15 protein-coding genes are annotated in these 14,898 nt (G+C 69.2%); 4 read left to right on the forward strand and 11 right to left on the reverse strand.

What is annotated here, in order from left to right; translation table 11 throughout:
- Window positions 1-12 precede the first annotated feature (12 nt).
- The 10 genes from VNO22_02945 to VNO22_02990 form a co-directional block, all read right to left on the reverse strand.
- Window positions 13-813 carry a sulfite exporter TauE/SafE family protein gene (locus VNO22_02945; protein ID HXG60309.1) on the reverse strand — a complete coding sequence of 267 codons (801 nt, stop codon included), beginning with the start codon at window positions 811-813 and terminating at the stop codon, window positions 13-15.
- A 43-nt stretch (window positions 814-856) separates the two neighbouring features.
- A complete protein-coding gene (locus tag VNO22_02950; protein ID HXG60310.1) occupies window positions 857-1,078 on the reverse strand; it encodes a hypothetical protein in 222 nt (73 codons plus the stop codon).
- Window positions 1,075-1,638 (reverse strand): sigma-70 family RNA polymerase sigma factor, encoded by a 564-nt coding sequence (locus tag VNO22_02955; protein ID HXG60311.1) that lies wholly within the window; start codon window positions 1,636-1,638, stop codon window positions 1,075-1,077. Before VNO22_02955 ends, VNO22_02950 begins: the two co-directional genes overlap by 4 nt.
- A gap of 111 nt (window positions 1,639-1,749) precedes the next feature.
- Window positions 1,750-2,847, reverse strand: coding sequence for a phytase (locus tag VNO22_02960; protein HXG60312.1), 1,098 nt, complete (start codon window positions 2,845-2,847; stop codon window positions 1,750-1,752).
- A gap of 3 nt (window positions 2,848-2,850) precedes the next feature.
- Window positions 2,851-3,378, reverse strand: coding sequence for a gamma carbonic anhydrase family protein (locus tag VNO22_02965; GenBank protein HXG60313.1), 528 nt, complete (start codon window positions 3,376-3,378; stop codon window positions 2,851-2,853).
- Window positions 3,379-3,402: 24 nt separating this feature from the next.
- Window positions 3,403-3,804, reverse strand: coding sequence for a hypothetical protein (locus tag VNO22_02970; GenBank protein HXG60314.1), 402 nt, complete (start codon window positions 3,802-3,804; stop codon window positions 3,403-3,405).
- 85 nt (window positions 3,805-3,889) lie between these two features.
- Entirely contained in the window at window positions 3,890-4,780 is an 891-nt protein-coding gene (locus tag VNO22_02975) for a DUF4438 domain-containing protein (protein ID HXG60315.1), read from the reverse strand.
- A 40-nt stretch (window positions 4,781-4,820) separates the two neighbouring features.
- Window positions 4,821-6,278 (reverse strand): ATP-binding protein, encoded by a 1,458-nt coding sequence (locus VNO22_02980; protein ID HXG60316.1) that lies wholly within the window; start codon window positions 6,276-6,278, stop codon window positions 4,821-4,823.
- Between the two features lie 137 nt (window positions 6,279-6,415).
- Entirely contained in the window at window positions 6,416-7,744 is a 1,329-nt protein-coding gene (locus VNO22_02985; GenBank protein HXG60317.1) for a type II secretion system F family protein, read from the reverse strand.
- Between the two features lie 162 nt (window positions 7,745-7,906).
- Window positions 7,907-9,622 (reverse strand): ATPase, T2SS/T4P/T4SS family, encoded by a 1,716-nt coding sequence (locus VNO22_02990; GenBank protein HXG60318.1) that lies wholly within the window; start codon window positions 9,620-9,622, stop codon window positions 7,907-7,909.
- A gap of 161 nt (window positions 9,623-9,783) precedes the next feature.
- On the opposite strand from VNO22_02990, the gene dacB reads away from it, so the two are divergent.
- Genes dacB through VNO22_03010 form a run of 4 tightly spaced genes read left to right on the forward strand, consistent with a single transcriptional unit; the run spans window position 9,784 to window position 13,899 of the window.
- A complete protein-coding gene (gene dacB / locus VNO22_02995; GenBank protein HXG60319.1) occupies window positions 9,784-11,175 on the forward strand; it encodes a D-alanyl-D-alanine carboxypeptidase/D-alanyl-D-alanine-endopeptidase in 1,392 nt (463 codons plus the stop codon).
- Between the two features lie 38 nt (window positions 11,176-11,213).
- Window positions 11,214-11,909, forward strand: a complete 696-nt coding sequence (locus VNO22_03000) for an SDR family NAD(P)-dependent oxidoreductase (protein HXG60320.1) — start codon at window positions 11,214-11,216, stop codon at window positions 11,907-11,909.
- Window positions 11,906-13,165 (forward strand): replication-associated recombination protein A, encoded by a 1,260-nt coding sequence (locus tag VNO22_03005; protein HXG60321.1) that lies wholly within the window; start codon window positions 11,906-11,908, stop codon window positions 13,163-13,165. Before VNO22_03000 ends, VNO22_03005 begins: the two co-directional genes overlap by 4 nt.
- 59 nt (window positions 13,166-13,224) lie before the next feature.
- Window positions 13,225-13,899, forward strand: coding sequence for a hypothetical protein (locus VNO22_03010; protein HXG60322.1), 675 nt, complete (start codon window positions 13,225-13,227; stop codon window positions 13,897-13,899).
- Between the two features lie 9 nt (window positions 13,900-13,908).
- On the opposite strand, the gene VNO22_03015 is transcribed toward VNO22_03010, so the two are convergent.
- The coding region (locus tag VNO22_03015; GenBank protein HXG60323.1) for a class I tRNA ligase family protein at window positions 13,909-14,898 on the reverse strand (990 nt) is incomplete at its 5' end.

Below are 14,898 nucleotides of genomic sequence, written 5' to 3' on the forward strand. Positions count from 1 at the left end.
CGTCAAGGCGATTCACCCGCCGAAGAACATCAGCGCCCCCATCGCCGCCAGAACCGCCGCGATCATCCCCCGCACCACCCGCTCCCTCACCCGCCGCGCCGCCGCCACCCCGAGCTGCGCCCCCGCCACCATCCCCGGCCCCATCGCCGCCACCACCCTCCAGCCCTCCTCCGTCATCTGCCCCGACGCCACCGCCGCGCCCACGCCGACCCCGGCCGTGAACACGAACGCGAACTGCGCCGCCGCCGTCGCCAGAATCGTCGGCATCCCGTAGCCCAGCACCAGAAACGGAACCAGAATCAGCCCGCCCCCGATCCCGAACAGCGACGAGATCAGTCCCACCCCCAGACTCACCGCCAAACCCACCGGGACGTTCACGGCGTAGCGATGCTCCCCTCCCTCCGCGTCCCGGAACTCCCGCGGCCGTCCCCGCAGAAATCCCCGCCCCGGCCGCAGCCGCGCCGCCACGAGATACGCCGCCACGCCCAGAAGAAGCGCTCCGAACGACCATGAGAACGCGCGCGACGAAATCCGGCCGATCGCCTCGCGCCCCAGCCATGCTCCCGGCAGCGTCCCGGCCGCCAGCAGGAGCCCCGTCCGGTAATCGATCCGCCGCCGCCGGACGTTCGCCGCCGTCGCCGAAAGCGCCCCCAGAAGAACCAGCCCCAACGACGCGGCCGTCGCCGATTCCGGCACGAACCCCCGCCAGAAGACGAGCAGAAACGGAACGACGAAAAACCCCCCGCCGACGCCGATCAGGGCCCCCACCAGCCCCACGGCCACGCCGATCGGAACGAGAACGAGATAGTGCATCCCTCGAGGCCGCAGGAAGTGTACCCGGAGCGCCGGATTCCGGCTACCTTCCGAGCGTGCAGGGGACCGTCCGCTTCGGCCGTCGCACGGGCGGACCCGGGTCCAGCCGCCGCGACACTTCCCCCACGAGCGTCCATTCCTGGACGAACGCGACGAAGCGGCGCGTCCCGCCGGGGCGGTCGAGGACGTCCCCGAGCCGCTGCGCCTCCGGCTCCGTCAGCTCGCGGCGCAGGTATTTTTCGAAGAGTTCTTCTTCGGAATTCATCCCTGAGCCTCGAAGGAGGAAAGTCGCCGCCGGATGCACCCCTGAAGCCGGCGGCGCAGCCGCGACAGAGCCAGCCGCACCGCGTTGACGCTGCGGCGCTGATGCCGGGCGAGGGTTTCGCACGACTCGCACCGGCCGTAGAAGCCCGCCAGAAGCCCCAGGGCGCGCGGCTCGAGCGAGGCCATGCACGCCTCGAGCGCCTGGCGGAGCCGAGCCTGTCGGTCGGCCGCCTCCTCGTCCAGGTGATCGCGCAGCGCGGCGCCCACCTTGGCCAGAAGCTCCTCGTCGAGCGTGGATCCCAGCCTCATCCGGGCGCGCATGGCTTCCTGGCACTTGTGGTGCACGATCTGCCGGACCCAGAAGTAAACGCTCGTCCCGGGCCGAAAGTCGGTCCACTTGTTCATGACCACGATGAACGCGTCCTGGACGACGTCTTCCGCCTGGGCCCAATCCCGCAGAAGGGCGAACGCGTAGCTCAGGAGGGCGTCCCGGTAGCGGAACGCCGCCTTGACGACTTCATCCCGTGACATCACCCCGGCCGCCGTCCCGGCGAGCGCCATCAGGGGTGAATGCGGGCGGGACCTCCCGCATGTCGCGGGTTCCGGCGCAGCCCCCGACGGCGCCGCCCGGGGGGTGGGCAGTATTGTGGCCGGCGGGCGGGAATTCAAGGGCTATTTCAGGGCGCGCGGGTCCCAGGAAGGATTCACCCGCAAAGGCGGCTCGAAGCGGCGCGCGATCTCCTCCCAGGACACGAGCTTGTAGTTCTGGCGCGCCGGAGGGTCGGTGTTGGAGCCGTCCTGGGCCACGAAAAGTCCCCGCGGGAAGGCCGGGCCCAGCGCCGAGGCCACGACTTCGATCCCGTCCGTGTCCGAAACTCCATCGACCGCCCCGGAGACGATGCGGAACCGCCCGACGTACGCATTCTTTCCGGAGCGCTCGTAGACGACGAACGTGTCGTTGCCCTGGCTGGAGGCGATCAGATACCCTTCCTCCCGTCCCGCGCAGTAAAGCGCCAGGCCTTCGACGTCGGCCACGAGCCGGCCGCCGCTTCCGGTCCGATCCACCAGAACGCGATCCGTCCCGTCCCCGGGCTCCGCCCCGTACTTCCAGATGCCCACCGCCTCTTCGCCGATGTAGAACTTCGCCAGGACGTCGTCGGCCACGCATCCCTCGACGGTGCCGCCGACGTCGAACGAGCGCACGAGCGTTCCGGCCACGCCGCCCCGGCCGTCGTCGCGAAGCTCCCATTGCTGGGTCGTCCCGTCCGCCGCGTTCACGAAGGCGTAGAAACGGCCCGAGACCGGGCTCCGGTAGAGGCACGAGCCGTAGGGCACGAGTCCCAGGCGCGGAATCCGCCCCGCCGGCTCCAGGCGCCGCGCGCGGGGGTTCACCTTGTAGAAGGCGAAGGCGGCGTCCGTCTCGTCGCCCACGCCCACCAGGTCCACCCGCTCGTGGCGCACGCCGTCGGCGAACGTTCCGGCCAGGGGGAAACCGTATCGGACGTCCACGTTGTTGAGGCACCGGCCGGGATCGACGTATTGAAGCTCGCGCCCGTCCAGGTCGTAGACCGACAGTCCGCCCTGCTTGTCGTCCCCGAGAACGAGACTGAGGGCGGGATCGGAGGGGTGGACCCAGACCGCCGGATCGTCGGCGGCGTCGCCGTCGTGCCGGACGGGAGCGGTTTCGCGCGCGGCCGGGACGGCCACGGGGGCGTCCTGGAAGCCCAGGAGGATCGCGGCGGCCAGGAGCGCGCGCGCCGGGGCGCCCATCGGTCAAGCCTCCGGCGGCGTTTCGGCCAGGAACCGCGGATCCGCCTTCCCCTCCGCGTGCCGCCGGGCCAGGGCATGATAGCGCCGGGCGCGCGCCTCGGCTTCGCGGAACTGCTCGTCGGTGACCTGACCAATGATCTTTCCGGGAACGCCCACGACGACGGAGCGCGGGGGAATCTCCTGATCCTCCCGGACGAGCGCGCCGGCGGCGATGATGGAGCCCTCTCCGATCCGGGCGCCGCTCAGGAGCGTGGCGTGGATCCCGATGAGACACCGGTCGCCGACGAAGCGGGCGTGCACCATGGCCAGGTGCCCCACGGTCACGAACCGCCCGATCACGAGATCCTTCCCCGGGTCGCAGTGAAGGACGCACCCGTCCTGGATGTTGGTGTACTCGCCGATCGTGACGGGGGCCAGATCCCCCCGCACCGCGGCGCCGTACCAGATCGAGACCCCGGCGGCGATCTCCACGCGGCCGAGGATGGCGGCGTTCTCCGCCGCGAACCAGCCGCCGCGATCGATCATCTTCATCGATCCTCCCTCGCGCTTCCCGGCCTACCGGAGAAGCCCCAGATACCGGTCCTTCTCCCGGTCGAAGACATAGAGAATCGCCGTCAACCGATACGACCGCCACGCGGCCGACCGGTAGCGCGCCCACTCCAGAGTGACCTCTTCGGCGTCGGCGGCGGGGGCGCCGGCGGCTCGGCGCCCCGCTTCCCGGCGGATTTCCTCGAGCTGGTCGCGCATGTCGCGTTCCGGATTGATCGATCGGTGACGGAGGATGTAGAGCCGGACCGCCTCCTCTTCGGAGAGGGGAACGCCGCGGCGCTCCTGTTCGCGGCGCGCGGCGGCGATGGCCGCCCGATGCCTCCGCAGGAACTGCTCGAGGTCCTCCCGCAGAGCGTCGAACTCGCCGGCCTCGTAGCGGCGCTTGAGCTCGTCGAGCTCCGTGACCAAAACGGCTCGCCTCCTTCCTTGACTCTAGGACAAGGGAGGCGGCGGCGTCAACCGCGATCGGGCCGCCTCCGCGTCCGGACGGCGCTTACTGGAGCGCCAGGAGCTCGGCGAGGTTGGCCTTGCGCGTGATGATGGGCTCGAGGAGCCCCTTGGAACTGGTCATGAGGACGTTGACTCCCGGACCGTGGCCGCTGATCCGGCTGGCCCCGTGGACGACGATCCCGATCGTGATGGCCCCCGTCTGCCAGCGCGGCCCGTGGGAGCAGTCGTGGTCGGAGATGGCCACCAGATCCCCCAGGCGAAGCTGGTCGAGGGAGTACTCTTTGACCGCCTCGGCGGAGGTGGACTGGATGTCGTAGTCGCCGGTGAAGCTCGTGGAGGCGCCGAGGCCGCTGCCCATGAGCTTCCCGGGAATGACCTTGGCCACGGGAACGCGGACCTTCCCGCCCTTCTCCGAGGGATTGAGCGCGCGGAAGAGCCGCGGGCTGCAATTCATCACGCGGATGTCGGGATAGTCCGGCAGGGCGAGTCCGACCCCGACGGCGCGGATCTGGATCCGGTCGCCCACGCAGAGCCGGTCGAGAACCCGCTTGGGAAAGTAGACGAGCACCCGTTCGGCGCCTCCGTGCTTGCCCGTGACGACTCCGACGGCGCCCTTGAGCTTGGTGTCCTTGCCCTCCATGCGGGCCTCCACCACGACCGCCTCGTTGCCCACGCAGGAGAACATGTTCAGACCGGTGTTCGCGCGGGTGTCGGGGTTCCGGACGGCCGCGCCGGGTTCCACGTGCTCCCCGAAGGCCCAGCCGAAGGCGGGGTCCCCCACTTTGACGCTGTAGTTGATCCCGGAGAAGCCCACGGGAACGAACGGCGCCCCGTCGAAGCCCACCTTCTCGTCCGGGTAGTTCCAGACGTAGGGGTGGCAAATTTCCCCGCAGACGGCGGTTTCGATCAACTTCTCCAGGTTCGTCTTGATCATCCGTGCCCTCCCTATCCTATCAATATCGGCCGCCCGACCTTCAGACCCCAGCGGTTTCCGCCGCCGGACGACGCTCCCGCAGGGCCGGCAGGACCACCGTCACGGCGGTGCCCCGGCCCGGGGCGCTTTCGATTTCAATTCTTCCCCCGTGGTGGTCTACGATGTGACGCGCCACGGCCAGCCCCAGTCCCGTCCCCTCGCCCACGTCCTTGGTCGTGAAGAACGGGTCCATGCACCGCGCCCGTTCTTCCTCGGTCATGCCGCATCCGTTGTCGGAAATGACGACGCGGACCGCCCCCCCGTCGGCGGCCGACGAAACTTCCACCCGCCCTTCCCCCAGAACGCACGCGTCCACGGCGTTCATGAGGATGTTGAGGAACGCCTGCTGGAGCTCCAGGGGATCGCCCTTCACGAGGGGCAGGTCGGCGGCCACGTCGTTGCGGACGTCGACCCCCTTGGCCCGGGCGCGGTGATCGAGGAACGCGATCGCCTGGCCGACGACGTCCCGAAGCGCCACGGGCCGCGGTTCGAAAGGACGGGGTCGGAGCTGCAGGATCTTCTGGACGATCGCGCGGATCCGTTCCAACCCGTCGCGCACGAGGTCGAGGTATTCGTTCCTCTTGGCGGCGTCGAGCGTCCCTTCCTGAAGCGCGCGGACGGCGTTGACCATGCCGCCGAGGGGGTTGTTGATCTCGTGGGCGATGCCCGCGGCGAGGGTCCCCGCGGTGGACAGACGCTGGGCGGCGAAGAGCCTCCGTTCGGTGGCGGCCGCGCGCTCGCGGAGCTGGCCGTGGGACTCGTCGATCTTTTCGATCATCAGATTGAACGCGCGCACCACCCGGCCCATCTCGTCGTACATGCCTTCCTCGGGGATTTTCCTCGAGAAATCCCCTTGGGCCACGCGTCCGGAGGCCTCGGCCAGCCGCCTCAGGGGGCGCAGGACGAGCCGGTCCAGAAGCACGTACGTGTTCAGAAGCAAAAGCGCCGTGCCCAGGGCCACGGCCGCCAGGATCCCCCGCAGGGCCTCGCCCCAGTCTTCCGACGGGGCAGCCCAGTCCCGCAGATCGAGCCGCAGGGCCGCCGGTGCGCCGGGCCCCAGGGAGAGCGGCACCCACAGGCGCGCTCCGCCGCGATCCGCCGAAAGTTCCCGAAACGCGTCCCGGAAGCGCGGGGCTTCCTCCGCCGGAACCTCGCGGGTTTCCGGACGTCCCGACTGAAGAACGCGCAGGCCGTTTTCCCCGTCGGGCGCCACGAGGACCCAGTCGGACACGAGGTTCCAGGCGTCCAGGCGGCGGGCCAGGATCGCCAGGTCGCTCTCGGTCGCCGCGCGGAGATCGGCCGTCCACGCGTGCACGAGGCTGGCCACGACCAGGGAATGGCGGCGGGCTTCCTGCCGGGCGTGGGCGGCCGCGTGGAGCCAGACATGGAGCGCCAGGAGCCCGAAGACGAGCGTCATGAACGCGAAGATCGAGGCCAGGATCTTCGTCCTCAGCGACATACGCCCCTAAAAAAGAAGGCACCCCTGTTCCCCGGGGTGCCTCCAGAGTCCTCCGTCCGGTACGCCCGCGCCGTGCGCGCCCGATTCCACCCGCCGCGCCCCCCTTTCCGGAGCGCTTCCGCGGCCCCGACCGCCTCCTATCCCTTCCGCGTGCTCATCCCCTCCAGCAGGGAGATCAAGGGGAGGAACAGGGCCACGACGATGAAGCCGACCGTGGCGCCGAGACCGACGATGAGGATGGGCTCGAGGATGCTCATCATGGCGCCCACCGCGGCGTCCACCTCGGCGTCGTAGTTGTCGGCGACCTTGAGGAGCATCTTGTCCAGTTCGCCCGTCTCCTCGCCGACGTCGATCATGTTGATGACCAGATCGTCGAAGACGCCGCTGGCGGCCAGGGGCTCGGCGATCGACTCGCCTTCGCGGATCGATTCCCTCACCTTGCCGATGGCCGCGGCGATGACCTCGTTGCCCGTGGCGTTCTGCACGATCGAGAGCGCCTCCAGGATCGGAACGCCCGACTGCAGCAGCGTCCCCAGCGTCCGGCAGAACCGGGAGATGACAGACTTCTTGATGATCACGCCGATGACGGGCGCGTTGATCTTGAACCGGTCGATGGCGTATCGGCCCGCCTTGGTCCGACCCCAGGCCTTGAAGGCGAAAAAGACCACGACGGGGAAGGCCAGAATCAGCCACCAATAGGTCTCGATGGCCTTGGAGATGTCCATGAGGATCTGGGTCATCGCCGGCATCTGGACCTTGACCTGCTGGAACACCTCCTGGAACTTCGGGACGATGAACTTCATGATCGCCAGAACGACGCCGATGGCGATCGTGATGACGACGGCGGGATAGATCGAGGCCCCGATGATTTTGCGCTTGAGGGCCTCGATGCGCTCCATGAAGGCGGCCAGCCGCTGGAGGATGACGTCGAGAACGCCGCCCGCCTCGCCCGCCTTGACCATGTTGACGTAGAGCTTGTCGAAGGTCTTGGGGTGCTTGGCGAGGGCTTCCGACAGCGGCGAGCCGGTTTCGACGTCCTCGGCGACTTCGAGGATGATGTTTTTGAGGAGGCCCGGCTTCTGCTGGTTGCCGAGGATCTTGAGGCTCCGCACGATGGGAAGCCCGGCATCCATGAGGACGGACAGCTGCTGGGTGAACTGGGTCAGTTCCTTATGCCGGACCCGGCCGGCGATGAAGAGGCCGCGCCGGGCGGGCTTTCCGACCGCGGGGGCCGCCACGGGCGGCGCGGAGGGGCGGGCGGCGGCCTGGGGGGTCCCGCCGGGGGGCGTACCCGGAGCGGGCCCCGGCGGCGCCGCGGGCGGAGCGGCCGCCTTCTCCTTCACGTTCATGGGCTTGTAGCCCTTCTGCTTGACTTTGGCGATCGCTTCGTTGGCGCTGGACGCGTCCACGTCCGCCCGGATGCGCTTCCCCTTCCCGTCGATCGCCTCGACCGTGAACGTGGGCATACGGCCTCCTACCTTATGCGCAGTCGCCCCATCTCAGGGCCGCGACCCCCAGCCCCGGAGACCCGCCACCGGGGAAAAATTCTAACAAACCCCATTTCGGACGCGCAACAAAATCGGGGGCCGAAACGGCCCGCGAACCGAACCCCCTTCGCGATCCGCCCCCTACGCCGTAAAGAGCGTCTCCCGGACGACCTCCTCGATCGTCGTGTGGCCGTCGAAAATCGCCAGGAGACCCGATTCCCGCAGCGTCCGCATTCCCTGCTCCCGGGCCACGTGGCGGATCTGTTCCGTGGACGCCTGCTTCATGACGAGTTCCTTGATCCGGTCCGTCACGAGCATCATCTCGAAGATCGCCATGCGGCCCCGGTACCCGGTGTTGTTGCAGTTCGCGCAGCCCTTGCCCCAGCAGAACTTCTTCCCGCGGACGTCCCGGGGCGTCAGGCCGAGCTCCATGAGCATCTCTTCGGTGGGGGCGATCTCCTCCTTGCACTTGGCGCAGATGCGGCGCACGAGCCGCTGGGCGATGATCGCTTCCATGGACGCGCAGATGAGGAAGGGCTCCACCCCGAGATCCAGAAGCCGCGTGATCGCGCTCGGGGCGTCGTTCGTATGAAGCGTCGAAAAGACCAGGTGGCCCGTCAGCGCCGCCTCGACGGCGATCTGCGCCGTCTCCAGGTCGCGCACCTCGCCCACCAGGATCGTGTCCGGGTCCTGGCGCAGAATGCTCCGCAGGAGGTTCGCGTAGGTCACCCCGATGTCCTCGTTGACCTGGCACTGGACGATGCCGTCCAGGTCGTATTCCACGGGGTCCTCGGTCGTGATGATCTTCCAGCGCACGTCGTTGGCGTAGTTGAGACAGCTGTAGAGCGTCGTCGTCTTGCCGGAGCCCGTGGGTCCCGTCACGATGATGATCCCGTGGGGCAGGTTGATGAGGTTCTTGAGCATCTTCATCTCTTCCTCGCGCAACCCGATGTTGTCGAGGTCGAGCTTGACGACGCTCCGGTCCAGGACCCGCATGACGACGGACTCGCCGAAGATGGTCGGCAGCGTCGAGACGCGCAGGTCCACGGGCTTTCCGCCCACGCTCAGAAGGATGCGTCCGTCCTGCGGCAGGCGGGTTTCGCTGATGTCGAGGTTCGAGAGGACCTTGATGCGGGAGATGAGGGGGCTGGCCAGGTGAAGCGGCGGCGACTGCATCTCGTAGAGCACGCCGTCCACGCGGTAGCGGACCTTGAACTCGTTCTCGAAGGGCTCGAAGTGGATGTCCGACGCCTGGGCCTTGATGGCCATCTTGAGGATCTGGTTGAGGAGGTTGACGACGGGGGCGGCGTTGATGTCCTCGACGTTGTACGCCTGCCCGCGACGTTTGGTCCCCCCCTGGGTTTCCTCGAACTTCAGATCGTCCGACTCCATCTGGGTCAGGACCGTGCCCAGGCTTTCCTGCCGGTGGCCGTAGTAGCGATCCAGGGCCGCTCGGATCCCCTCCTCGCTGGCCACGGCGGCCTGCACCTCGCAGTGAAGGGCGTACCGCAGGTCGTCCAGCACGTTCACGTCCTGCGGGTTGGCCATCGCGACCGTCAGGACGTTGCCTTCGAGCTTGATGGGGATGACGTTGTAGGTCTTGGCCATCGCGGCCGGGACCTTCTGGATGATTTCGGGGGCGACTTCCAGCTCGTTGAGGTCCACGACCTCGGCGCCCATCTGGGCCCCGAGCGCCAGGAGGATCTCCTCCCGGCTGACATAGCCCAGGCGCACCAGGATGTCGCCGATGACGCCGCCTTCCTTGCGCTGGAGGGCGAGCGCCTCCTGGATCTGCCCCTCCGTGACAAGCTCCATGTCCTTCAGGAGCTGGCCGAGCGGCTTCTGAGTGGTGCGCATCCCGCCTCTTGACCCCTGACCGGAATGACCGGAGGCCTAGACCCCACCCGCAATGTCTAATTTATAGGCCGACCTCCCGGATGCGTCAATAGACAAACGCCCCCGCCGCGATCCGAGGCCCGATCGTGTACAATCCGTAGGGACCCGATTCGGGTCGACCCATGAAAGCGCTCCTTGCCCTCTTCCTGGCGGCGTGCCTCGGCGCGCAGGACGCCTCGCTCCCCGAAGCCATCGACGCCCTCGTCGAAGGCTTCAAAGCCGGCGACGCCCGCCTCGGCGTGGCCGTCCATTCGACGCGCGCCGGGCGGCTCGTCTACGAGCGCGGCGCCGACCAGCCCCTCCGCCTGGCCTCCAACACCAAGCTCTTCACCACCGCCGCCGCGGTCGCCCTCCTGGGACCCGAGTTCCGCTTCCGTACCTCCGTGGGCGTGGCCGGAGAGGATCTGCACGTCTTCGGCGGCGGAGATCCCAACCTGAGCGGCCGCTTCCACAACGAGGATCCTCTGGCCATCTTCCGCCTCTGGGCGGGACGCCTCCGCGAGGCCGGCGTGCGCCGCGTCCGCGACATCGTCCTTCACACGGGCATCTTCGAGGACCGCCACCTCAATCCCGGCTGGAAGGAATACGACCTCTGGTGGTGGTGGAGCGCCCCGTTCGGGGCCCTTTCCTTCAACGACAATTGCGTGGATCTGCGGATCGAGCCCGCCGCGGAGGGACAGCCCTGCCGCGTCACCCTCTCCCCGGCCACCTCCTATGTGACGGTCGTCAACCAGACCCGCAGCACCTCCCGTCCCCGGCGCCCCTTCGGCTTCACGCGCGCCCCCGGCACGAACACGATCACGCTTCGCGGGGATGTGGCCGGCCGCGCCGAATATTCCGTGGCGATCCACGACCCCACGCGCTATTTCGGCACGGTCCTGCGCGAAACCCTCCAGACGTGCGGCATCGCCGTCGACGGGGAGCTCCGCCCCACGGACGCCGGTCCCGGGGACGTCCCGGATTTCCGGGAGCTGGCCTTCTGGGAAAGCGACCTCGCCCGGACGGTCGCCGTCTGCAACCAGCCCAGCCAGAATTTTTACGCCGAAATGCTGCTGCGGACCCTCGGATGGAAGCTCCGGGGCAAGGGGACCCTCGAAAACGGGCTGGCGGTCGTGCACGAATTCCTGGAGCGCGAGGTGGGCCTGAGCGGCGTCTCGCTCCAGGACGGCTCCGGCCTCACGAGGGAAAACCGCGCCTCCGCGACCGACCTCGTGCGCCTTCTTCTCTACATGCGCGCCCACCGCCACGCGCAGGCGTTTCTCGAGTCCCTGCCGACCAACGGGGCCCCGCGCGGAACCCTGCGGAACCGCCTCACCGCCCCCGACCTGCGGGGGCGCGTGCGCGCCAAGACGGGCCACATCGGCGGCGTCTCGACCCTCTCGGGGTACGCGGAATCCGTCGGAGGGGACGTCTTCGTTTTCTCGATCCTCGTCAACGGCCCCGAGGGGACGTCCGGCGCGGACCGGCTCCAGGACCGGATTTGCGAGCTGCTGGTGCGCCGCGGCGCGGAGTGAAGCCCCCGCCGCGCCCTTCTGCTACAATGGCCGGCCGCATGGAACCCCGCGTGGCCGTCGTCACGGGCTCCACCGGAGGCATCGGTCCGGCCGTGATCGAGGCGCTCCGCCGGGCCGGCTGCCGCACGGTGTCCAACGGCCGCTCGCGCCGCCCCGGTCCGGGCGACCTCCACGTCCGGGCGGACGTCTCGACCCCGGCCGGGGCCCGCCGCCTGGTCGCCGCCGCGCGGCGCGCCTTCGGACGCCTGGATGTGCTGGTCCACATGGTCGGCGACTTCGAATACACCCCCGTGTCCGAGATGGATCTGCCCGCCTGGGACCGGATCTTCCGCAGCAACCTCGAGAGCGCCTGGCGGGTCTGCCGGGAGGCGCTCCCCCTGCTGCGGCGCCGTGGAGGGTCGATCGTCACCCTCGGCGGCCCGGTCACCCAGACGGTGCGCGGCAACCCGCGCGCGGCCGCCTATCAGATGGCCAAGACGGCGCTCACCGTCTTCACGAAGTCCCTCGCCCAGGCGGAGGCCGCCCGCGGCGTCCGGGTGAACATGGTCAACCCCGGCTTCATCCGCACCGAGGCTTACACGCGCCGCGACATCGAGGAGCTCGCCCCCAAGGTTCCGGCCCGCCGCATGGGGACGCCCGAGGAGGTGGCCCGGGCGATCGCCTGGCTCGTCTCGGACGAGGCGTCCTACGTCACCGGGGCGGTGCTCGACGTGGGAGGAGGGCTCTGGGTGTGAGCGACCTTTTCGGCGTCCCGGCCCCTCCCGGGGGTCCCCTGGCCGACCGGATGCGTCCCTCCTCCTTCGACGAATTCGTGGGTCAGGAGGACGTCGTCCGCGCGATCCGGAAATTCGCGGCCCGGCCGCCTTCGATGATCCTTTGGGGCCCGCCGGGCTGCGGAAAGACGACGCTCGCGCGCCTGGCGGCGGCGGAGTGGAAGCTCCCCTTTCTCCAGTTTTCCGCCGTCACGAGCGGGATCAAGGACGTGAAGGAGGCCGTCGAGACGGCGCGCCGGCGCCGCTCCGCGGAGGGCCGCTCCACGATCCTCTTCGTGGACGAGATCCATCGCTTCAACCGCGCCCAGCAGGACGCGTTTCTGGGCCCGATCGAGGACGGAACGATCGTGCTCATCGGGGCCACCACCGAGAACCCGAGCTTCGAGGTGAACGCCCCCCTTCTTTCGCGGTGCCGCGTTTTCCGCCTGGAGCCGCTGGGGCCCGACCCGATGCGGTCGATTCTGGAACGGGCCGCGCGGCGGGAGGGGATCGAGGCGGCGCCCGAGGCGATCGAGGCGATCGTGAACCTGGCCCAGGGGGACGCGCGGACGGCGCTCACGCTTCTCGAGCTCGGCGGGCCGAAGGTCACGCCCGAATCGGTGCGGGAAGCGGCCCAGAAGCGGGTCGCCCTCTACGACAAGGACCGCGACCGTCATTACGACACCGTGTCGGCCTACATCAAGTCGATGCGGGGGAGCGACCCCGACGCGGCGCTCTACTGGCTGGCGCGGATGCTTTCGGCCGGCGAGGATCCGCTCTTCGTCGCGCGGCGGCTGGTGATCTTCGCCGGCGAGGACGTGGGAAACGCCGATCCGCGCGGCCTCATGATCGCCGTGGCCGCCCAGCAGGCGGCGCATTTCGTGGGGATGCCGGAGGCGATCTATCCGCTCGCGCAGGCGACGATCTACCTGGCCACCGCGCCGAAATCCAATGCCGCCAAGGAGGCCTACTTCGCCGCGCTCGCGGACGTGGAACGGTCCCCGAACGAGCCGGTGCCCCTGCATCTGCGCAATCCCGTGACCGGGCTCATGCGGAAGGAGGGCTACGGAAAAGGGTACGAGTACGCCCACGACCGCCCGGACGCGATCGTCAGCCACGGGCACCGGCCGCCCCGCCTGGAAGGCCGCGTCTACTACCGGCCCACGGACCGCGGCCACGAGGCCGCGATCCGCAAGCTCATGGAGGAGCGGCGGAAAAAGAAAGGCCGTCCATCCTGATCCGCGGGCCGAAAGACCCCATATTGCGTTCGCCCCCTCCGGTTCGTAGAATCCCGGCCATGAAACGAGCCCTCGCGCTTCTCGTCCTGACCGCCTGCGCTCCGTCCCGGGAAGAATCCCCGGCGCCCGCGGACGATCTGGAGTTCGAGATGGCGCTGGCTTCCCAGCTCGCGTTCGACCCGGCGGCCGTGCGCCCCGGCCAGTACGTCCTCTACGTCGCCCGCGTCGAGGGGGGTCCGGTGCAGACGCTCCGCTGGGCGGCCTTCGCCGGCGAAGGCGACACGCTCTGGATCGAAAACCGCCGTCCCGCCCCGCCCAATCCGCGCCCCATCGTGATCAAGTCCCGCCTGGACCGGACCGGGAAACTTCTCGAACAGTGGGTGGGAGAACCCGGAGGCGCTCCGGTCCGGACGTACCCGAAGAAGGACGCCGCCGCCCCTTCCGCGACGCCCGCGCCGCGGCGCGATCCCTCCGCCGCCCAGGCCCGCACCGACGAGCAGCCCGACCGGATCCTCGCGGGAGGGAAGACCTACGCCTGCACCCGGTTCACGAGCACGCTGGCCTACCCGGACGGCCGGACGAGCACGCTGCGGCAGTGGTTCTCGAAGGAGGTGCCCTTCCCGGCCTCCCCCGCGCTCGGGGGTCTGGTCCGCCGATCGTTCGGGCGCTTCACCATGGAGCTTCTGGCGTCCGGGGAGGACGCCCGGCCGGAACTCGAGATTCCGGCGCGGTAGGCGGGACGCTCAGACGACGACGTTGACGAGGCGGCCCTTCACCACGATCACCTTGCGGGGCGTCCGGCCGCGCAGGGCCGGAAGCTCCAGCGCCCGGGCGCGAAGCTCCTCCTCCGTGGCGCCCGCCGGGACCACGAACTTGCCGCGCACCTTGCCGTTGACCTGCACCACGATCTCGAGCTCCTCCGCCCGCAGCGCCTCGGCATCCGCTTCGGGCCACGCCGAGCGGAAGACGCTCCCCCGCCCGCCGAGCATCTCCCAGAAGGCCTCCCCCAGAAAGGGGGCCAGCGGGGCCAGGATCTTGCAGAGAATCTCCAGCGTCTCGCGCACCGCCCGCCGCTCGTCGTCCGTCCGCGGATCCGGCTTCGTCTCGTCCCACAGGTTGAGGAGCTCCATCACCTGGGCGATGACGGTGTTGAAGTTGAGCGCGTTCTCGCACGCGTCGGTCATCCGGACGAGCACCTGGTGGACCTTGCGCCGGAGGGGCTTGTAGGCGTCCGACCGGCCCGAAACGTCCCGCACCCGCGGCGCGAAGGTCTCGTAAAGGTCCCACAGCCGGGTCACGAACCGGTGCGCCCCCGCCAGGCCGTCCTCCTTCCACTTGATCTCGGCGTCCGAGGGAGCGAAGAAGAACATGGCCAGGCGGCACACGTCCACCCCCCAGCGGTCCATGATCTCCTGGGGAGACACCGCGTTCCCCTTCGACTTGGACATCGTCTCGCCTTTCTCGTCGGCGACCATGCCCTGATGGAAGAGGCGCACGACGGGTTCGTCCGTGGGCACCCAGCCGTGGTCGTAAAGCACCTTGGCGATGAACCGGAAGTAGAGCAGATGCATGCACGCGTGCTCGGCGCCGCCGATGTAGAGATCGACGGGCAGCCACGTGCGGGCGGCCTCCCGGCTCCAGGGCTCGCGGTCGTTGCGCGGATCCACGTACCGGTAGAGGTAGAAGCTCGAACACATGAAGGTGTCCATCGTGTCCGGATCGCGCTCGGCGGG

Source organism: Planctomycetota bacterium, assembly GCA_035574235.1.
Taxonomy (GTDB): Bacteria; Planctomycetota; MHYJ01; order MHYJ01; family JACPRB01; genus DATLZA01.